The sequence below is a fragment of the Rhizobium yanglingense genome (assembly GCF_977109285.1).
In genome coordinates this window covers 22,974-42,645 of sequence record NZ_CDSAWY010000003.1, presented here as the reverse complement: position 1 = coordinate 42,645, position 19,672 = coordinate 22,974, and the positions used below count along the sequence as shown (strand labels likewise).

Genomic DNA, 19,672 nt, shown 5'->3' with positions numbered 1-19,672 from the left:
CCGCCGCCCTCCATCTTTCGAGTGACGCACGCGTCACCACGAGTACCGGCAGTCGGATGAGGGGGTTGCCGCAAACGGCACGCTCCAGCTTAGCGCAACCCAGGTCTTAGCCGTCCGGTTGGACGACGCCCTCACGCTCCAGATAGCGCTGCATCGATCTCCGGCAACGGCTCGTCGTCGATCGCTGCCTCGAAGGCCTTGAGACGCTTGTGGATCGACAGAAGCTCGATGATCGTCGTCCAGGAATTGACGAGATACTGGAAGGAGTTGCTGACCTGGCCGAAGGCCGTCAGGATCTGCTGATAGATACCATAGGTGATCTTTCCCGCCACGATCGTCGGCACCAGCATGAAGGTCACGAACAGCGCGTCGGCCTGCAGATAGAAGTACCGGGCAACGTTGAAATAGAGATAGTGGAAATACATCCGGAAATAGTTGCGGCGGACGTTTGCAAACAGCTCGTTGACCGTCGGCGGCTGGGCCCGGTCGGCATAGTCTTCGCCGTAAACCAGTTCCTTGCGGTAAGCAGCTTCCACGCGCTGGTTGCGGAAGTTCAATCCCGGCAGCTTGATACCGGCGACGGCGAGAAGCACCGTTCCGAACGCGGACCAGAAGAGCGCCAGCCAGAACAGCGTATGCCCAATTTCACCGACGATCGGCAGTTCGGAGACGTAACTTGAAAGGGCAAACAGGATCGGCAGGAATACGATGAGCGTCATCACCGAATTGATCAGGTTGATGCCAAGGCCTTCAAGAATGCTCGAGAAACGCATCGTATCTTCCTGAACACGCTGCGCAGCACCCTCGATATGGCGAAGCTTCTCCCACTTGGACATGTAGAAATCATTCATGGCCGTTCGCCAGCGAAACACATAATGACTGGTGAAGAAGTCGGTGATGATTGAAACGAACATGCTGAGAAACGCGATCTGCGCAAAGATCAGCATAAGGCTATAGAAGTCCCAGACGGTGACCGGGGCCGTTTTCGCCAGCGCATTCTGCAACGTATCACCAAACGGACGGCGCCAGTTGTTGATGGCAACGGAAATCTGAACCCCGAAATATGTCGCCATGATAATGAGCGCAGAACCCCATACGGACCAGACCCTCCAAGGATGGTCTTTCGCTCGCAGGTGCCAAAAACCGCAGAAGAGACCAACGCATATCAGGAAGAAAGCATAAAAAAACAGATTGTCGGGCAAGAGGAAAAAGTCGAGTCCGATTGGGGGCTCCTGCCCCTCGGGAAGCGGCCCGAAACCAAGAGAAAGTCCCGTCAATTCTCCGACGCCATACCAGACGGCGATACAGATAAGTGCCCAGATGGCTACTGACGGGAAGAAGAGTTTCGGCTGCGGGAAGAAGGAATGGAACACGAGCAGTCGCTTTCCTGAACTGGAATCTTGGGAGTATCAGCTAACTGATTGTGCCGGAAACTATGGCAGTTCGAAGAAGGCAGCAATGGGTTCGGCCCATTGTTACGCATTTGTAACGGCTTATCCCAATCTCTTGATGACGGGAAGCACGAGGGCGGCGCACAGGACGAGGGCGGCGGCAGCGATAAAGGTCGGCATGGTGAAGCTGCCTGTCTGCTCGGCAATCCAGCCGGCAACGATGGGGCCGATGATCTGGCCAAGACCGAATGCGGCGGTCATTGTCGCGAAGATTCGGCGCGCGCTTTCCGGAGCCAGCTTGCGACCAATCTGCAGCCCGTAGGCGGTGATGGCGAGGAAGGTGGCGCCGAAGAGAGCGCCGCCGATCAGCGGCGCCATCGAATGCGGCAAAAGCACGGTCGCGAGAACCCCGACCGCCTCCATCAGCAGGGCGGCGACATAGACCCAGCCGAGGCCAAGCCGATATACCAGCGGCCGCCACGCAAAAAGCGCAACGGCTGCCGTGAGTCCAGCGATGAACCAGCAGAGGAATTCGACCGTCTGCCCCGCCGCGTCCATGCGCGCGATTGTGACGAGGAAGGTCGCGGTGATCACGTAGCCGAAACCGAAGATGCCATAGGAAAGCGTGAGCAGAGCCACCGGCGGCTTCCAGACGATCGGCGGCTCCATGCCTGCATTGCCTGAGCGTACCGGCGCCGATGGCAGCAAAAGCCAGACGGCGGCGAAACTGATTGCCGAAAAGATCGCACCGCCGATCCAGTCGGCTCGCCAACCGGAGGCGCCGGCAAAGGTGAGACCGATCAGCATCACCATGACCGAAGAGAGCGCAATGCCAGCACCTGGGCCGCCGAAATGCGCTGCCTGAACGTGATCGTTGCCCGCCGCAGCGCCATGGCTCAAGACGATCGACGAGGTGAAGATCATCGCAAATGCGCTTGCCAATCCGGCCAGAAAACGGATGCTCGCGAAAACCGGAACGGAATTCGTCGCGGCCATGGCGGCAAGCAGCAGCGCGTTCGCCAGAAGTGCTGAGAGTGCGACCTTGCGTTCACGGCCGGCGGCCCAGCTGTAAGTAGCAAGCACGGCGCCCGCGAGATAGCCTGCGAAATTGGCCGAAGCGATGAAGCCTGCATCGGCCGCCGAAAGCGGCACGCCGCTCATCATGCCGGGCAGGATCGGCGTATAGGAAAACCGCCCGAAACCCATGGCCGCCGACATCGCAATCATGCCGGCAAGCGCCGTCCGGAAGAGGTTCACTGGTTCGGTATCGCTACGTACCAACATGCTTGGCTTTATCGCGCTGCACAATGGCAGGGACAAACGAGAAAATCTGATCGATCGATCAATTCCACAAATCCTCGGCGCCTCTTGAAATGACATATCTTACGATATATGTTTTACGATATAGTGAACGATACATCGAATGACATTGGAGCGAACCATGAGAGGTTTCAGAGGTAGCGGCATGTTCGGTGAAGCGATGCGGATGGGAATGGGCCGCAAGTTTTCGGCTGGTGATCTTCAACTGGTGCTGCTGGCGCTGCTCGACGAGCGGCCACGTCACGGCTACGAGCTGATCAAAACCCTGGAGGAGCGCTCGGGCGGCTTCTATGTTCCAAGCCCGGGCGTCATCTATCCGGCACTGACCTATCTCGAAGAGACGGAACTGGCGGAAATCCAGATCGAAGGCACCAAGAAGCTCTACAAGATCACCGAACGCGGCAAGCAAAAGGTCGAGGAGAATCGCGCCATGATCCAGCACACGCTGAACAAGCTCGAGCGCATCGGCGAGAAGATGGCTTTCGTCAACCGCATGTTCGATCCGGACCACCACGGCCGCCACCGCGACGCCGAGGACGAGGAGGATTTGATGCGCGACAATGGCGACATTCGCGCCGCCCGCACATTGCTGCGCGCCGCACTGAGGATGCGTTACCCCTGGTCGAAAGCCGAAGCCGCCCGCATCGCCGGCATCCTGGAACGCGCCGCCACGGAAATTCTGCAGGGTGGCAAGCCGGAGACGAAGGGGTAAGGCAGGCTTCCTCTCCACAGGCGAGAGGACACGAAATCTTGTGCTTGGCCACTGGCCAAGGTTTAGAATTCGTTGGTGAAGGTGACACTACCTCGCGAGAAATCGCCGCTAAACCCCGCCATCCGGCAGCGTCAAAATCAGCGGTCCGTTCCGGGTCGCCACCACCGTGTGCTCGAACTGCACGGTTGGGGCCTGCGGGTCGGCGTAGAGCGTCCAGGCATCGTCGCCGCCTTCGGCCCATGTCGCGCCGAGCGACAGGAAAGGCTCGACGGTAAAAACGAGGCCTTCGGTCATCATCCGCTTTTCGGAAGGATCGGGCCAGGTGGAAAGCTCGGCCGGCTCCTCGTGCAACGAGCGCCCGACACCGTGGCTTGCGAGGTTGGCGACCAGTGTATAGCGGTTCTTTGCCGCAAAGGCGCCGACGGCCTTGCCGATCTTCGCCAGCGGCTCGCCGGCCTTTACCTGGTTGAGGCCGACCCAGAGCGCCCGCTTGCCGTCGCGGCAGAGCCTCTCGATCTTCGGCTTGACCGGCGGCACGGTGAAGGAGGCGCCGGTATCGGCGAAGAAACCGTCCTTTTCGGCCGAGACGTCGATATTGATGAGATCGCCCGGGCGGACCATGCGCGGTCCCGGAATGCCGTGGGCGATTTCCTCGTTGACGCTGATGCAGGTCGCACCTGGAAACTGATAGCAGAACTCCGGCGCCGAACGCGCGCCCGCATCTTCCAGCACCTTGCGGCCGATCTGGTCGAGTTCCAGCGTCGTCATGCCGGGCTCGACTGCTGCTGCCATCACCTGAATGGCATTGGCGCAGATGCGGCCGATCTCCTTGAGCTTTACCAGTTCGTCGTCGTTTTCGATTACCATCGCTTTTCCCGGCCTGCCGCAAGGCGCAGGCCATTGCGGGTTCAGGCCGTGGCTTTCGCCCCTTCGCCCGTGTCAGTCAATGCCTTTCTGACAAGCGGGGCCACTTTCGTCCCGTAGAGCTCGATGCCCCGCATCACCTGATCATGCGGCATGAGGCCGATCGCCATCTGCAGCAGGAAGCGGTCGTTCCTAAAGAGTTTGTGATGTGCGACGATCTTTTCGGCCACGACCTCCGGGTCTCCGACGAAGAGCGCGCCGGAAGGGCCGCGCGACATATCGAAATGCGCCCGGCTCGTCGGTCCCCAGCCCCGCTCGCGGCCGATGCGGTTCATGACCTCCGCTTGCGGTCCGTAGAATTGATCGGCGGCCGCATCCGTCGTGTCGGCGATGAAACCGTGGACGTTGATACTGGTCTTCAGCTTCGCCTGGTCCTGCCCCGCCCGGCGCGCAGCCTCGCGATAGAGATCGAAGAGCGGCGCAAAGCGGCGCGGCTCGCCGCCGATGATCGCAAGCGCCACCGGCAAGCCGAGCGCACCGGCGCGCGCCACCGATTGCGGCGTGCCGCCGACAGCGATCCAAAGTGGCAACGGGTCCTGCAGCGGGCGCGGATAGACACCGCGGCCGTTGACCGGCGCCCGCAGCTCGCCCTGCCATTGGACGGTCTCGCGTTCGCGAAGCGTCATCAGCAGATCAAGCTTCTCTTCAAAAAGCTGGTCGTAGTCTTCGAGGTTGTAGCCGAAGAGCGGAAAGGATTCGATGAACGAGCCGCGCCCTGCCATGATCTCGGCACGACCGTTGGAAATCAGATCAAGCGTCGCAAACTGCTGGAACACGCGAACCGGATCGTCCGAGGAGAGCACGGTCACGGCGCTGGTCAGCCGGATATTCTTCGTCTTGACCGCAGCCGCGGCAAGCGCAACGGCGGGCGCGGAGACGGCATAGTCGGGCCGATGATGTTCGCCGAGCCCGAAGACGTCGAGCCCCACCTGATCGGCAAGCTCGATCTCCTCGATCAGATGCTTGAGCCGATCGGCTCCCTCCGCACCCTTGCTGCGCTCAGGGTTCGGATTGACGTCGGCAAAGGTATAAAGGCCCAATTCCATAATCGGCATCCCGTTGAATGTGCCCATGGAGATAAGAAGACAAGCAGCTAAGGGCAACCGGAAATTCTGGAACGGACCGTTCGATGAAGTTGATGGGGCATTGCCCTGTTCTTGAATGGGAAGCTGCAAGTCCGCTGGCAGGCTGCATAGTTTTTCGGCTTGCGGACGCAAGCTGGCTGGATTCCTGTGCTCGTCACAGGAACAGCCGCAGCACGTCGGCGGCCGAAAAACTCGCATTTCTACTGGAAAATAAACCACTTCGCAGCTTCATCGGAATCACTTTCCGAACAGCTTCACAATGATAATGGCCGGTCCAGGGAGAGCGGCGTTCAGCACCGATCTCCTGCTCCATTGCGGAAAGTCAGATGCGGGCCAGAAGCTCGGCGAGCTGATCGGCAGCCTTGCCCCAGCCTTCGTGGAAGCCCATCTTTTCGTGCTCTTCCTTGTCTTCGGCCCGCCAATGCAGTGCCTTGGCGGTGTACTTGGTCCGGCCGTTACCGAGGTCTTCGAGAAGCACCACGGCGGTCATGAAGGGTTTTTCGGATGGAACCCAGGCGCTGGTATAGGCGTCAGTCAGGACGATCTTCTCGTTTTCGACGACTTCCAGATAGACGCCGTGGTTTGGAAATTCCTGGCCTTCCGGGCTGCGCATGACGACAAGGCTCGAACCGCCCGGGCGAACGTCGCTTTCGACCTTGGACACGGTCCAGGGGCGCGGGACGAACCATTCCTTCATAAGTTCCGGATCGGTCCAGGCCTTGTATATCTTTTCGCGCGGGGCATCGAATTCGCGAACGAGAACGAGTTCGTGTTTTGCATCGGCAATCATTTCAGCATTCCTCCTGTTGAGCGAAACCTGTTTTCCATCAGGTTGTTACAAAGACGTGTCGCCATTTGCCGTTCCGACATCGCCCACGATTATTTCTTGAAGTTTATCTCGCAACCGGGTGTGCCGGCTCGCTCTGCAGCTTGTCGATCTGCAGGCGGATGTGAGCCGCTTCGGCAGCGGAATTTGCAAGCGCGATCGCGCGGTCGAAGGCTTCGCGCGCCTCCCTCGCCCGGCCCATCTGCTTCAGAAGGCCGCCGCGCAGGCCATGATAGTAGAAATAGCCGTCGAGCTTTTCACCGAGCGTTTCGACAAGCCGCAAGGCCGCCTCCGGTCCCTTGAGTTTCGAAATCGCAACCGCCCGGTTGAGCGTGACGACCGGGGACGGCTGAAGGCGCTCGAGCACGCGGTAGAGCAGATCGATCTCTTCCCAGTCCGTGTCTTCGGCTCGCTTCGCCCGAGAATGGATAGCCGCAATTGCCGCCTGCAACTGATAGGGTCCGGGCCGGCGGTGGCGGATCGCCTTGTCGAGCAGATTCAGGGCTTCGTCGATCAAAGCACGATTCCAGCGCGAGCGGTCCTGATCTTCGAGCAGTACCAGTTCGCCATTTGCGTCGAAGCGCGCGTCGCGCCGCGAGATCTGCAGCAGCATCAGCGCCAAGAGTTCCATGATCTCCGGCTCGCCCGGAAAGATGCGAAGCAGGAGACGGCCGAGCCGGGTCGCCTCGTCGCTGAAGGCGGCGGCCTCGCGTTTCGGATCGCCCTGCGAATAGCCCTCGTTGAAGATCAGGTAGATCATCGTCGAGACGATCGACAGACGCTCCGCCCGCTCCTCGGGACCCGGCGTCTCGAACGGCACGCCGGCTTTCGCGACGCGTGCCTTGGCGCGGGTAATGCGCTGCTCCATGGCACTTTCGCCGACGAGAAAGGCGCGCGCGATCTGCTGCACGGAGAGCCCGGAAACGATGCGCAATGCCAGCGCGATCTGCTGGGTGGCCGGCAGGTCCGGATGACAGCAGATGAAGAGCAGCCGCAGGATATCGTCGCGATAGTTGAATTCGTCCAGCCGGTCGGCGATATCGCTTTCGGCATCCTCCTTGTCGGAAATCAGGTCTTCGTCCGGCAGCGCCTGGGTCTTTGCCTGCTTGCGCACGGCGTCGATACCGCTGTTGCGGCCGACGAAGATCAGCCAGGCCGTCGGATCGCGCGGCGGGCCTTTGTCCGGCCAAGTGCGGATCGCCCGCAGACACGCTTCCTGAAACGCTTCTTCCGCAATGTCGAGATTGCGGAAGTAACGCAGCAGCGCGCCCAGCGCCTTCGGCCGGGCAGCAGTCAGCGCAACGTCGATCCAGGCGATATCCGTCATGTCGAGGCTTCTCCGGGCCGGAAAACGTAAAACGGCCGAATTTCATAGGACGTCGAGCCTGGATTGACGGCCGACAGCTCCTTCGAAAAAGCGATCGCCTCGTCCAGGGTCTCAAAATCAACGACGTAAAAACCGAGAAGCGCCTCCTTGGTTTCCGCGAAAGGACCGTCGAGCACGAGCGGTTCTTCCTTGCCCTTGCGCACGGTGGTCGCCGCTGTCGTCGGCATCAGCCGGCCGGTCGGACCGAGTCTTCCGGCCTGAGCGACGGGGGCCTGCACGGCATAAAGCTTCGCCATGACGGCGTCTTCCTCTTCCTTGGACCAGGAGAAAACCGTCTCTTCATTGGCATAGCAAAGGATTGCGTAAAGCATCTCTCACTCCTCTTCCTCAATGACGAAGAAGTAACCCGGCATCCGACAGGGCGCAGCAAAAATTTATCGTTGAGAAGATCGGCAAGCCGTAATGGTGAAAGACCCGCGAGCGCCGGCAGCAGCGTTGCCGCACCGGCCATGTTCAAGACGTGATTAACCGCTTCGCCATCTGATCCAGCGCCCGCTTGAACAAGGCCTTGTCATCGAGCGCACGCGACAGCACAAGAGCCCCCTGTATTCCGAGCACGGCGTTCTCCGCCGTCGCCCTCGCCTCGCTGGCCGGGCGGCCGCTGCGGACAAGGGCACCGGCGAGCGCATCGATCCACCGCTGGAAATAGCCGTTGATGGTGGCCGCAAATCGTTCACGGGTTTCATCCAGCGCGAAGGCGCCGACCAGGCAGATACGGCCGCCGGAGCGGAAATAGGCGTCGGCGTTCTTCCACATTGCCGCGATCGCTTCGGCAGGATCGTCGCGGCGCAGCGGCTCGTAAACGAATTGTTCGAACCAGGTGTCGACATCGGCGAGTACGGCTGCTGCCATCTCTTCCTTTCCACCGGGAAAGAAGTGATAGAGGCTGCCCTTGCCGATGCCAGTCCGCTCGGTGATCCGGCTGAGCGTGGCCCCTTCGAAGCCCAGCTCGCGGAAGATTTCCGCAAGCAGCGGCACGACGTCAGCGCGTTCGTAGAGCGTTCTCAGAGCTGCCACCTTCCTTCAGAGACCAAGGTCGGAGAAGCCGGGATGATCATCCGGCCGCCGGCCGAGCGGCCAGTGGAATTTGCGGTCCGATTCCTTGATCGGCAGATCGTTGATGCAGGCGAAGCGCCGCTGCATCAAGCCCGCTGCATCGAATTCCCAGTTCTCGTTGCCGTAGGAGCGAAACCAGTTGCTGCTGTCGTCATGCCACTCATAGGCGAAGCGCACGGCAATGCGGTTCTCGCCGAAGGTCCAGAGCTCCTTGATCAGGCGATAATCCAGCTCCTTTGCCCATTTGCGCGTCAGGAAAGCAACGATCTCGGCGCGGCCGTTTATGAATTCCGCCCGGTTCCGCCAGCTGCTATCCGGCGTATAGACGAGCGATACCCTTTCCGGATTGCGGCTGTTCCAGCCGTCTTCTGCCATGCGGACTTTCTGCGTTGCGGTTTCCAGTGTGAAAGGCGGGACGAGTGCACTCATGATCAACTCCTGTACTGATTAGAATGTATTGTACCTATCAGTACAGAATTGGCAAGCGGCACTGCTGCGGCATTCCATCCCGTGAAGAGATCGGCGATACGCCCACGCTTTTGACGCATTTCATCTATTTGTTTCCTGCTGCTGTGCACGGTCGAGAGAGAGGGAACCATGCGGCAGGAAAAGACCCGCATCGATTGGCTCGACATCGCCAAGGGAATGTCGATCATCCTCGTGGTCATCTACCACACGCTCCTCTACCACGACTTCCACGAGATTGCGCCGGACCTTTATGCCCGCATCAGCGGCATCATGACGCCGATCCGGATGCCGCTGTTTTTCACCGTCTCCGGCTTTCTTGCGGCATCGGCCGTACAGGCGCCCTGGCGCGACTTCCTGAGCCGGAAGATCTGGCTGCTCATCTATCTCTTCGCCGTCTGGAGCACCGCGCGCTGGCTGTTCTTCCACTATATCCAGACCAATGCCCTGGTACCGGCCGAAGGCAGCGATCCCTACCAGCTGATCGAGATGTGGTGGGCGCCCAATACAGGCATCTGGTTCATCTGGGCTCTGGCGATCTTCATGGTCGCCACGAAGCTTCTTTCTTCCGCCCATCATGCGACGACGATCGCGATCGCCGCCATGGTCTCGATCCTGACTTTCGGCGAGCATCTGCAGATCGATCTCTTTACCCATCGCAATGTGCTGCAGTATTTTGTCTTCTTCCTCTTCGGTTGCTGGTACGGAAGATCCGTGGTCGGCACGATCACGCAGCGCCCGCTTCTGATGGCATTCGGCGGCTTCCTGCTGTTTGCGGCACTCTATCTGTTGCGCTGGCGGCTACAGGCCATCGAGAAAGGCAGTTGGGCGCTGCTCTCTTCGATCGCCGGTCTGGCATGGCTTTGCGGAACCGCCGTACTGATGTCGCGGCTGCAGCCAGTTCGGCACGCTTTCGCCTATTTCGGGCGTAACACGCTTCCAGTCTATGTGACGCACGTCATGATTGTTTCGCTGCTGGTGGCGGCGATCGCAACGCTGGTGAAGGCGCACGCGGCAAGCGGCTATGTGACCGCGCCTCTTGTCGTGATCGTCGCGATCGGCCTGTCGCTCGCCATCAAGGCCGTTGCCGATCGCAGCGGCGCCGGCTGGCTCTACGTTCCCCCCGCAAGGCGCAAGCGGCAAGCAATTGCCGCTTGAAGCGGCGATAGCCTGCGCCAAAACAAACGCTAAAGTTCGCTCAACGTCCGCTTCACAGCATTGCGCCATCCCTTGACCTTGGCGGCCCGCGTCTTTTCATCCATGTCCGGCTCGAAGCGCCGGTCGCGTTTCCACGTGGCGGAGAAGGTCTTGCGGTCGGGCCACACACCCGCCCTGCTCCCGGCAAGCCAGGCAGCACCGAGGGCGGTGGTTTCGAGGATGACCGGGCGATCGACGGGAGCTTCGAGCAAGTCTGCCAGCCGCTGCATCGTCCAGTCGGAGGCGACCATGCCACCGTCGACGCGCAGCACCGTGTCGTCCTTGCCGTTCTTCCAGTCCTTTTGCATGGCTTCAAGCAGGTCGCGGGTCTGGTAGCAGACGGCTTCGAGCGCCGCGCGGGCGAATTCGGCTGGACCGCTGTTGCGGGTGAGGCCGAAGATCGCGCCGCGCGCCTCCGGGTCCCAATGCGGCGCGCCGAGTCCGGTGAAGGCGGGGACGAGATAGACCTCTTGTGTCGGATCGGCCCGTTCCGCAAGCTCGCCGGTCTTCGAAGCGCGATCGATGATCCCGAGGCCGTCGCGCAGCCACTGCACGGCCGCGCCCGCAATGAAGATCGAGCCTTCGAGCGCATAGGTCGTTTCGCCGTTTAGGCGGTAAGCGATCGTGGTAAGCAGCCGGTTCTTGGAGCGCACCAAGTCGGCGCCGGTGTTCAAGAGCGCGAAGCAGCCTGTGCCGTAGGTCGATTTCATCATGCCAGGCTCGAAGCAGGCCTGACCGATGGTCGCGGCCTGCTGATCGCCGGCTACGCCGAGAATGGGGATCGCGGCGCCGAAGATCGAGGCATCGGCAACGCCGAACTCATCCGCACAGTCCTTCACCTGCGGCAGCATGGCGGCCGGCACGCGCAGGATTTCGAGCAGGTCTTCGTCCCAATTGTTCTCGGCGATATTGTACATCAGCGTGCGCGAGGCATTCGTGGCGTCGGTGACGAAGCTCTTGCCGCCGGTCAGACGCCAGATCAGGAAGGTGTCGATGGTGCCAAAGCAAAGCTCGCCCTTGGCGGCACGCGCCCGTGCTCCCTTCACATTTGCCAGCAGCCAGGAAAGCTTGGTGCCGGAGAAATAGGGATCGAGGATCAGCCCGGTCTTCTTCGTGAACGTCTTTTCGAGGCCCTGGCGCTTGAGATTGTCGCAGTAGCTCGCCGTGCGGCGGTCCTGCCAAACGACGGCGTTGTGGATCGGCTTGCCCGTCTCGCGTTCCCAGACGACAACAGTTTCGCGCTGGTTGGTGATGCCAAGTGCCGCGATGTCCTTGGCTTCGATCTTCGCCTCGCGTAGCGCCATTTGGATGGTGGAAACCACCGAATCCCAGATCTCCTCCGGATCGTGTTCGACCCAGCCGGAACGCGGATAGATCTGCGTGAACTCCTTTTGGCCCGCGCCGGCGATCCTCATCTCGCTGTCGAAAACGATCGCCCGCGTCGATGTCGTGCCCTGATCGATCGCCAAAACATATCCGCTCACGCCTGTCCCTCCCATGCGCATTGCTTTGTTGCAGAAATCAATAAGGCACCAAAGCGAACCTGAAAAGAAAATAAAACGAAAAAGAAGCAGCCCCCCGTCCCGCGCTCGGCTGCTCTCTTTCCAGCTTGCAAATCGTCTCTTCGGCGCGATTGCCAGAAGCGCCGCTTTGGGCATAACCTTCGCGATATTGCGTCGCGAAAACAAGCCATATGGAGAACAGCATGAAGAGAACCGTTGTTGTCACCGGATCCACCAGCGGCATCGGGCTTGCGATCGCCACCGCCTTTGCCCGAAAGGGTGACAACGTCGTCATCAACGGCTTCGGAAAGGCGGACGAAATCAAGGCGATAGTGGAGCGGCTTGAATCGCTTTCCGAGGGAAGTGCCCTCTACCACCCAGCGGATATGACGAAACCCGCGGAGATCGCAGACCTGATCGCCACGGCGGCGAAGACTTTCGGCACCGTCGACGTGCTGGTCAACAATGCCGGCATCCAGCATGTCGAGAAGATCGAGGATTTCCCGATCGAGAAATGGGACCAGATCATCGCCATCAACCTGTCGAGCTCGTTTCATACGATGCGCGCCGCCATCCCGCAGATGAAGGCGAAGAAGCATGGCCGCATCATCAATATCGCCTCGGCGCACGGCCTCGTCGCCTCGCCTTTCAAATCCGCCTATGTGGCCGCAAAACATGGTATATTAGGCCTGACGAAGACAGCGGCGCTCGAACTTGCCGAATTCGGCGTGACGGTAAATGCCATCTGCCCCGGCTATGTGCTGACGCCGCTCGTCGAAAAGCAGATACCGGATACCGCCAAGGCCCGCGGGATGACGGAGGAACAGGTGAAGACCGAGGTCATCCTCAAGGCCCAGCCGACGCGCGAATTCGTCAAGGCCGAGGAGATCGGCGCCATGGCGCTCTACCTCGCCAGCGACGACGCCCGGCAGGTGACCGGAACCCACATCTCGATTGACGGGGGCTGGACCGCGGCATAACCATTTCGAAAACAAGAACAAGGAACAACATGAAAGACAGCATCCGCTTCATCCTCAACGGCGAGGACATCACGCTCAGCGATGTCCACCCCTCCGAGACGCTTCTCGATTTTCTGCGGTTGAGGCGCCGGCTGACCGGCACGAAGGAAGGATGCGCCGAGGGTGATTGCGGCGCCTGCACGGTGCTTGTCGGCCGGTTGCTCGACGGCAAACTCTTCTATGAGACAGTCAATGCCTGTATTCGCTTCTTAGGATCGCTGAACGGCACGCATGTCGTCACCGTCGAGCATCTGGCCGCCAGGAACGGCACGCTGCATCCGGTACAGCAGGCGATGGTGGACTACCACGGTTCGCAATGCGGTTTCTGCACGCCGGGCTTCGTGATGTCGCTCTATGGCCTCTGGCTTTCCAACGAGAAACCCGCACGGCCCGAGATCGAAAAGGCGCTTCAGGGCAATCTCTGTCGCTGCACCGGTTACGAGCCGATCGTCAAGGCGGCCGAAGCCGTCAGCCGTGCACGTCCAAGCACACTCTTTGATCCGCTCGAAAAGACCCGCTCCGAAATCGTCTCCAGGCTCTGGGCGATGCAGACACGCGAAACGATCACCATTGTTTCCGGCGAGGACCGGCTGATCGTTCCCGGCTCGGTCGAGGCGTTGGCGCGCGTTCTGGCCGATGAACCGCAGGCAACCATCATCGCCGGTTCCACCGATGTCGGACTCTGGGTGACGAAGCAGATGCGCGCCTTGAGCCCCGCCATCTTCATCAATCACCTGAACGAACTGCAGGCGATCAAGACCACCGATGGTGGCGTGACGATCGGTGCGGGCGTCACCTATACCAAGGCTTTCGAAATCCTTGCGCCGAAGGTACCGACGCTCGGCAATCTCATCAACCGCATCGGCGGCGAGCAGGTGCGCAACATGGGTACGATCGGCGGCAATATCGCCAACGGCTCGCCGATCGGCGACTGCCCGCCGCCTTTGATCGCGCTTGGCGCCACGCTGAAGCTGCGCTCGGCAACGGGCACGCGCATGCTTCGGCTCGAGGATTATTTTATCGAATACGGCAGCCAGGACCGCAAGCCTGGCGAATTCGTCGAGAGCGTCTTCATGCCCTACCCGGCCGAAGGCAGCCAGTTCGCGGTCTACAAGATCACCAAACGCCGCGACGAGGACATCACTGCCGTGCTCGGCGCCTTCTATCTAACACTCGATGAGGCAGGCGACGTCAACGACATCCGCATCGCCTTCGGCGGCATGGCCGGAACGCCGAAGCGCGCCCGCACCGTCGAATCCGATCTCATCGGCAAGCCGTGGAACGAGGAAACCGTCGAGGGGGCACGCGACGCCTTCGACGCCGATTTCCAGCCGCTGACCGACTGGCGCGCCACCGCCGAATACCGGCAACTGACGGCAAAGAACCTGCTGAGGCGCTTTTACCTGGAAACGGTTGGAACGCCAGTGGAATTGAAGCGGTTCGAGGGGGTGGTGTGATGACGATTATCAACTTCGCCGCAAGCAGGCCCCCTCATCCGGCTGCCGCCACCTTCTCCCCGTCGGGTCCGTCATGCTTGAGCCGAGCATCCACGCCTGAGCGGCTAGAGCGGACACCAAACGCCAGTGCAGGCAACTCGGAGGAGCCATCTTATGGATAAATCCACCTTCGACACCGCCAAGGTCATCATCAGCGGTCCCATGCACAGCGCACTGAAACATGATTCAGCGCATAAGCATGTCACCGGAACTGCCGATTATATCGACGATATTCCGGAACCCGCGGGCCTGCTGCACGGCGCGCTCGGAATGTCCGAGCGCGCCCATGCCGAGATCCTCACCATGGACCTTTCCGAAGTCCGCCGGCACCCCGGCGTCGTTTGGGTCTTCACCGGCAAGGACGTGCCGGGCGTCAACGACGTCAGTTCAAATGGCAGCCATGACGAGCCGCTGCTTGCCGAAACCGAGGTCGAGTTCCACGGCCAGCCGGTCTTTGCGGTGATCGCCGAGACCCGCGATGCAGCACGCAAGGCCGCACAGAAGGCGAAGATCGAGTATCGCGATCTGCCGCACTGGAGCGATATCGACGGCGCGCTCGAAAACGGCAGCCCCGCTCGTCATCGCGCCGATGACGCTGCAGCGCGGCGACGCCAAGGCCGAGATGGACAATGCCCCGCACCGGCTGAAAGGCCAAATACGCATCGGCGGGCAGGAGCATTTTTACCTCGAAGGCCACGTCGCCATGGCGATCCCCGGCGAGGACGACGAGGTGACCGTCTGGTCCTCCACGCAGCACCCGAGCGAAATCCAGCACATCGTCGGCCACGTGCTGAACATTCCGTCGAATGCCGTTACGGTGAATGTGCGCCGCATGGGCGGCGGCTTCGGCGGCAAGGAAACGCAGGGCAACCAGTTTGCAGCGCTTGCCGCCATCGCCGCCAAAAAGCTGAAACGTGCCGTTAAATTCCGCCCCGACCGCGACGAGGACATGAGCGCCACGGGCAAGCGCCACGACTTCCTGGTGGATTACGAGCTCGCCTTCGACAACGAAGGCCGCATCCACGCCGTCGACGCAACCTACGCGGCGCGCTGCGGCTTCTCGTCGGACCTGTCCGGCCCGGTGACGGACCGCGCCCTCTTCCATGCCGATTCCAGCTATTTCTATCCGCATGTGCATCTGACCTCGATGCCGCTGAAGACGCATACCCCCTCGAATACTGCCTTCCGCGGTTTCGGGGGGCCGCAGGGCATGTTGGGAGCCGAGCGCTTCATCGAAGAGATCGCTTATGCAATTGGCAAGGACCCGCTCGAAATCCGCAAACTGAACTTCTACGGTCAGCCCGGTTCCGGCCGCACGACGACTCCCTATCACCAGGAAGTTGAAGACAACATCATCCTACGCATCGTCGAGGAATTGGAGGAGAGCGCCAATTACCAGGCCCGCCGCAATGCCATCATCGGCTTCAACCGCGACAGCCGCTACATCCGCAAGGGCATTGCGCTGACGCCGGTGAAATTCGGCATCTCCTTCACGATGACCGCCTTCAACCAGGCGGGTGCGCTGGTGCATATCTATCAGGACGGCTCGATCCACCTGAACCATGGCGGCACGGAGATGGGCCAGGGCCTTTATACCAAGGTGGCGCAGGTGCTGTCCGACAGCTTCCAGGTCGATATCGACCGCGTGAAGATCACCGCGACGACAACCGGCAAGGTTGCCGAACACGTCTGCGACCGCCGCCTCCTCCGGTTCCGACCTGAATGGCATGGCCGCCTATGACGCTGCGCGGCAGATCAAGGAGCGGCTCGTTGCCTTCGCCGCAGACAAATGGAGCGTCGATCCGGCAGAAATCGTCTTTTTGCCGAACCGGGTGCGCGTCGGCGAGAAGGAAGTCCCCTTCCCCGATTTCATCAAGCAGGCCTATTTCGCCCGCGTGCAGCTCTCGGCAGCGGGCTTCTACAAGACGCCGAAAATCCACTGGGATCGGGCAGCAGGGCGCGGCACACCGTTCTATTATTTCGCCTATGGCGCGGCCTGCAGCGAAGTCTCGATCGACACACTGACCGGCGAATACCTGATCGACCGCACCGACATCCTGCACGACGTCGGCCGCTCGCTGAATCCGGCGATCGACATCGGCCAGGTGGAAGGCGGCTTCGTGCAGGGCATGGGCTGGCTGACGACGGAAGAACTCTGGTGGGACGACAAGGGCCGGCTGCGCACGCATGCGCCCTCGACCTACAAGATCCCGCTTGCCTCCGACCGTCCGAAGATCTTCAACGTCCGTCTCGCCGAATGGTCGGAGAATGCCGAACCCACCATCGGCCGCTCGAAGGCCGTCGGCGAACCGCCGCTCATGCTGGCGATCTCCGTGCTCGAAGCACTCTCGATGGCGGTGGCAAGCGTCGCCGACTACACGGTCTGCCCACGGCTCGACGCCCCGGCAACGCCGGAGCGGGTACTGATGGCGGTGGAGCGGATGAAGCGGGTGTGAGAGTGGCAGGCTTACTGATGCCTCAAGCCAAGGTGAATGAGCGGGGGACCAAGACTTTTCCGGCTAGAGGCGATGGCTCCGTGCAATCAGCAGGCTGCGGTAATTCGCCCATCGTTAGGCGGCAAGCGCGCATCATATCAATCTTCCCGGTTGTGAGGGAGATGTCACCCAGGACGGAGGGGGGTGCTTTCGCGCCATGACGTCCTCTTTCCTCGCCTTCACGTCCGCTCACCCCGCCATCATCCTCATCGACATTGTCGAAACCCAAGGCTCCACGCCGCGCGAAGCCGGCACCTTCATGCTCGTCGCCGAAAATGCCACCTGGGGCACGATCGGCGGGGGGCAGTTGGAGTTCATGGTGATCCGCAACGCACGAGACCTGCTTATAGGCAGCGGCAAGGCGACCATGGATATTCCGCTTGGGCCGGAGATCGGGCAATGCTGCGGCGGGCGTGCCAAGTTGCGGTTCCGGCGGGTGACGGATGATCTGATGACAGAGCTGAAAGCACGGCAGGCCGAAGAAACGTCACGCTTTCCGGAGGTCTATCTTTTCGGCGCAGGCCATGTCGGGCATGCGCTCGCGGCCGCACTTGCGCCGCTGCCGCTCTTCGTGACAGTGGTCGAGACACGTAAGGAAGAGCTTGCGAACCTGCCATCGGAAGCGAAGACGCAGCTTACGCCGATGCCGGAAGCGCTGGTGAAGGAGATGCCCGCGGGCTCCGCCGTCGTCGTCCTGACGCACGACCATGCGCTGGACTTTCTGATCGCCCGCGAGGCGCTGGCGAGAACCGATCTTGCCTATATCGGCATGATCGGCTCGGCCACGAAACGGGCAACCTTTGCAAACTGGCTTTCGCGCGAAGGCGGCGAGCGGAACTGGCTCGACCGCCTCACCCTGCCGATCGGCGGCTCGGTTGTCAGGGACAAGCGGCCCGAAGTGATCGCCGCCATGACCGCTGCCGAAATACTGACGGCACTTTCAGCCTATCGGCAGAGATCGCTCTCGTAACGGGGATCGCGCCCGTCCAGGAAGCCAAGATCGCGCTTTACGCGATCGGGAATGCGGTCGAGATCGAGCCGCGACGGGTGGAAAATCTTGCCATAAGCCCAGCCTGTCACGCCTGAAACAAGTGACAAGAGCGAAAGATTGACGAGATTTGTGTTCTCTTCGATAGCATGGCAATCCATGACGTCACCCTTGTTCAACTGATGCTAAGGCTTGCAGATTGCCGCTAAAAATGCTGCAATTCCAATCGAACAACCGTCTATGTGCATAAAGAGAGCTTATCCATGAAGCTGTCGAAACAGTTTCCACTGAATGCGCTGCGCGTCTTCGAAGCCGTAGCACGGCTCGGCAGCTTCACGAAGGCGGGCGAAGAACTCGGCATGACGCAGACGGCTGTGAGTTATCAGGTGAAACTGCTGGAGGAGAGTATCGGCGAACCGCTGTTCCTGCGTCGCCCGCGCCAGATCAGCCTGACGGATACCGGCGAACGGCTGGCGCCGAGGGTGACGGAAGGTTTTGCCATCCTGAGCGAAGCAGTCGCCTCCGTCAGCGCCGCAGCAGAAGAAATGCTGCTTATCCACTCGACACCGACCTTTGCGGCGCAGTGGCTGGCGAGACATATCGGCTCATTTCACCTGAAATATCCGAGCACTGCCGTAAGATTGAAAACCTCAGACACGCTGATCGATTTTTCACGCAAATCCGCGGACCTTGCACTCCGCAGCGGCAAAGGCAACTGGCCGGGCCTGCGTTCCCATATGCTGATGAAGGTGACGTTTACGCCGATGCTGGCGCCCGCATTGGCCGAGTTCGATCGGCGGCATCCATTCACCGGCCGACCTGCTGAAGCTGCGGCTGATCGATGCCGGAGACCCCTGGTGGCTCCAGTGGTTCACCGAGGCCGGCGTACCAAACCCCGATCTTGCCGGTCGTCCCCGCTCAAGGCTCGGCGCCCAGTCCTTTGAAGCAGGTGCCGCAATTGCCGGCCAGGGCGTTGCGATCCTGACGCCGGAATTTTATTCGGACGATCTCGCCGCTGGCAGGCTCTGCCAGCCCTTCGACCTCGTCTGCTACGACGGCGCCGACTACTGGCTCGCCTATCCGGAAAGCCGAAGGAATGTGCCGAAGATCAGGGCCTTCCGGAACTGGATCATCGGCGAGATGGACGCTCACGCTCTCTGAGCGGCGCTCAATAGCCCATTTCCGGCGCGTAGAAGCAGCGCGGCGTGTCCTCGTTCGGGAACAGGCAGAGGTGATATTCGCCATCGCCGGATTGCATCGCCTTCGTCATCGGCAGCATGAAGACATGCGCCCGCGTCACCAGCCGATGGTCGCCGGGCAACAGCGTCACCCGATATCCTCTGGGCGTCACCTTAACGCTTTTCGAAGGGATCATCTGGCAATCACCAGTATGGTTGTCGCCATTGCAACAGAAGGGTTCGTAAGACCAACCCGCTGGCGCGTCGTGGGCACTTACACTCGACGCGAACGCAATCATCACACCTGCCAGAATGCTGCGCATGGGCATCTTCTCCGTCGATGAATGCGCCGCCTCAATGCGGTTTCCACGCTCATCCTGGCGGCCCATAATGGTTAATTGTAACCGATTCGTGACATTTCAAGGATCACTAAATATTGCAGTGCAACATACCCAAACCAGACGCGCTGCCTTAAACCGTCCGCAACTTTCAATGACCTCACGGTCACATAATCCATGCTGACGGAGACCGAATTGAGGCTTATCGTGCGAAAATGCGTGACGGCAATGCTCTCGGGGCAGCCTCAATCGCGGCCACGTCGAAAGATCGGTGTTATCCATTTGAGACGCTC

Annotated in this window: 18 protein-coding genes and 4 pseudogenes; 8 read left to right on the top strand and 14 right to left on the bottom strand. The window is 60.7% G+C overall.

Annotation, left to right across the window (positions count from 1 at the left end):
• Nucleotides 1–106: 106 nt before the first annotated feature.
• Both sbmA and ACW4PC_RS04635 read right to left on the bottom strand, forming a co-directional pair.
• A pseudogene (gene sbmA / locus ACW4PC_RS04640) lies at nt 107–1,373 on the bottom strand (peptide antibiotic transporter SbmA).
• A 120-nt stretch (nt 1,374–1,493) separates the two neighbouring features.
• Nucleotides 1,494–2,675, bottom strand: coding sequence for a YbfB/YjiJ family MFS transporter (locus tag ACW4PC_RS04635; RefSeq protein WP_455872999.1), 1,182 nt, complete (start codon nt 2,673–2,675; stop codon nt 1,494–1,496).
• A 157-nt stretch (nt 2,676–2,832) separates the two neighbouring features.
• On the opposite strand from ACW4PC_RS04635, the gene ACW4PC_RS04630 reads away from it, so the two are divergent.
• A complete protein-coding gene (locus ACW4PC_RS04630; RefSeq protein ID WP_455872998.1) occupies nt 2,833–3,423 on the top strand; it encodes a PadR family transcriptional regulator in 591 nt (196 codons plus the stop codon).
• A 108-nt stretch (nt 3,424–3,531) separates the two neighbouring features.
• Here ACW4PC_RS04630 and map read toward each other — a convergent pair whose 3' ends face one another.
• From map to ACW4PC_RS04590, 8 genes are all read right to left on the bottom strand, one after another.
• Nucleotides 3,532–4,290 (bottom strand): type I methionyl aminopeptidase, encoded by a 759-nt coding sequence (gene map, locus ACW4PC_RS04625; protein ID WP_455872997.1) that lies wholly within the window; start codon nt 4,288–4,290, stop codon nt 3,532–3,534.
• 41 nt (nt 4,291–4,331) lie between these two features.
• Nucleotides 4,332–5,393 (bottom strand): LLM class flavin-dependent oxidoreductase, encoded by a 1,062-nt coding sequence (locus tag ACW4PC_RS04620; RefSeq protein WP_455872996.1) that lies wholly within the window; start codon nt 5,391–5,393, stop codon nt 4,332–4,334.
• A 193-nt stretch (nt 5,394–5,586) separates the two neighbouring features.
• The gene (locus ACW4PC_RS04615; protein WP_455872995.1) at nt 5,587–5,745 is read right to left on the bottom strand and encodes a hypothetical protein; all 159 of its coding nucleotides are present in this window, start codon (nt 5,743–5,745) and stop codon (nt 5,587–5,589) included.
• Between the two features lie 9 nt (nt 5,746–5,754).
• A complete protein-coding gene (locus ACW4PC_RS04610) occupies nt 5,755–6,222 on the bottom strand; it encodes an SRPBCC family protein (RefSeq protein WP_455872994.1) in 468 nt (155 codons plus the stop codon).
• 103 nt (nt 6,223–6,325) lie between these two features.
• Complete coding sequence (locus tag ACW4PC_RS04605) at nt 6,326–7,585, bottom strand: RNA polymerase sigma factor (RefSeq protein ID WP_455872993.1); 1,260 nt, start codon at nt 7,583–7,585, stop codon at nt 6,326–6,328.
• Nucleotides 7,582–7,956, bottom strand: coding sequence for a YciI family protein (locus ACW4PC_RS04600; RefSeq protein WP_455872992.1), 375 nt, complete (start codon nt 7,954–7,956; stop codon nt 7,582–7,584). Before ACW4PC_RS04600 ends, ACW4PC_RS04605 begins: the two co-directional genes overlap by 4 nt.
• A 142-nt stretch (nt 7,957–8,098) precedes the next feature.
• Complete coding sequence (locus ACW4PC_RS04595; RefSeq protein WP_074070341.1) at nt 8,099–8,653, bottom strand: TetR/AcrR family transcriptional regulator; 555 nt, start codon at nt 8,651–8,653, stop codon at nt 8,099–8,101.
• Nucleotides 8,654–8,668: 15 nt separating this feature from the next.
• Complete coding sequence (locus ACW4PC_RS04590; protein ID WP_455872991.1) at nt 8,669–9,130, bottom strand: nuclear transport factor 2 family protein; 462 nt, start codon at nt 9,128–9,130, stop codon at nt 8,669–8,671.
• A gap of 168 nt (nt 9,131–9,298) precedes the next feature.
• Between ACW4PC_RS04590 and ACW4PC_RS04585 the strand changes: the two genes are divergently transcribed.
• Nucleotides 9,299–10,324, top strand: a complete 1,026-nt coding sequence (locus tag ACW4PC_RS04585; protein ID WP_455872990.1) for an acyltransferase family protein — start codon at nt 9,299–9,301, stop codon at nt 10,322–10,324.
• A gap of 29 nt (nt 10,325–10,353) precedes the next feature.
• On the opposite strand, the gene glpK is transcribed toward ACW4PC_RS04585, so the two are convergent.
• Together glpK and ACW4PC_RS04575 are read right to left on the bottom strand one after the other, a co-directional pair.
• Entirely contained in the window at nt 10,354–11,847 is a 1,494-nt protein-coding gene (gene glpK / locus ACW4PC_RS04580; protein ID WP_455872989.1) for a glycerol kinase GlpK, read from the bottom strand.
• Nucleotides 11,848–11,884: 37 nt separating this feature from the next.
• Nucleotides 11,885–12,070, bottom strand: a complete 186-nt coding sequence (locus tag ACW4PC_RS04575) for a hypothetical protein (RefSeq protein ID WP_455872988.1) — start codon at nt 12,068–12,070, stop codon at nt 11,885–11,887.
• On the opposite strand from ACW4PC_RS04575, the gene ACW4PC_RS04570 reads away from it, so the two are divergent.
• From ACW4PC_RS04570 to xdhC, 4 genes and pseudogenes are all read left to right on the top strand, one after another.
• Nucleotides 12,069–12,845 carry a 3-hydroxybutyrate dehydrogenase gene (locus ACW4PC_RS04570; RefSeq protein WP_455872987.1) on the top strand — a complete coding sequence of 259 codons (777 nt, stop codon included), beginning with the start codon at nt 12,069–12,071 and terminating at the stop codon, nt 12,843–12,845. The genes ACW4PC_RS04575 and ACW4PC_RS04570 overlap by 2 nt on opposite strands.
• A 29-nt stretch (nt 12,846–12,874) precedes the next feature.
• Entirely contained in the window at nt 12,875–14,341 is a 1,467-nt protein-coding gene (gene xdhA / locus ACW4PC_RS04565) for a xanthine dehydrogenase small subunit (protein WP_455872986.1), read from the top strand.
• Nucleotides 14,342–14,494: 153 nt separating this feature from the next.
• Nucleotides 14,495–16,836, top strand: a pseudogene (xdhB, locus tag ACW4PC_RS04560) (xanthine dehydrogenase molybdopterin binding subunit).
• A gap of 196 nt (nt 16,837–17,032) precedes the next feature.
• Nucleotides 17,033–17,845 carry a xanthine dehydrogenase accessory protein XdhC gene (xdhC, locus tag ACW4PC_RS04555; protein WP_455872985.1) on the top strand — a complete coding sequence of 271 codons (813 nt, stop codon included), beginning with the start codon at nt 17,033–17,035 and terminating at the stop codon, nt 17,843–17,845.
• Here xdhC and ACW4PC_RS04550 read toward each other — a convergent pair.
• A complete protein-coding gene (locus tag ACW4PC_RS04550; protein WP_455872984.1) occupies nt 17,821–18,024 on the bottom strand; it encodes a hypothetical protein in 204 nt (67 codons plus the stop codon). The two genes, xdhC and ACW4PC_RS04550, sit on opposite strands and share 25 nt — an antisense overlap.
• Nucleotides 18,025–18,126: 102 nt before the next feature.
• Between ACW4PC_RS04550 and ACW4PC_RS04545 the strand changes: the two are divergent.
• Nucleotides 18,127–18,270 (top strand): annotated as a pseudogene (locus ACW4PC_RS04545) (LysR family transcriptional regulator); the annotation flags it as partial.
• 138 nt (nt 18,271–18,408) lie between these two features.
• Nucleotides 18,409–19,024: pseudogene (locus ACW4PC_RS04540) on the top strand (LysR substrate-binding domain-containing protein).
• Between the two features lie 7 nt (nt 19,025–19,031).
• Here ACW4PC_RS04540 and ACW4PC_RS04535 read toward each other — a convergent pair.
• The gene (locus ACW4PC_RS04535; RefSeq protein WP_022714113.1) at nt 19,032–19,364 is read right to left on the bottom strand and encodes a hypothetical protein; all 333 of its coding nucleotides are present in this window, start codon (nt 19,362–19,364) and stop codon (nt 19,032–19,034) included.
• Nucleotides 19,365–19,672: the final 308 nt, after the last annotated feature.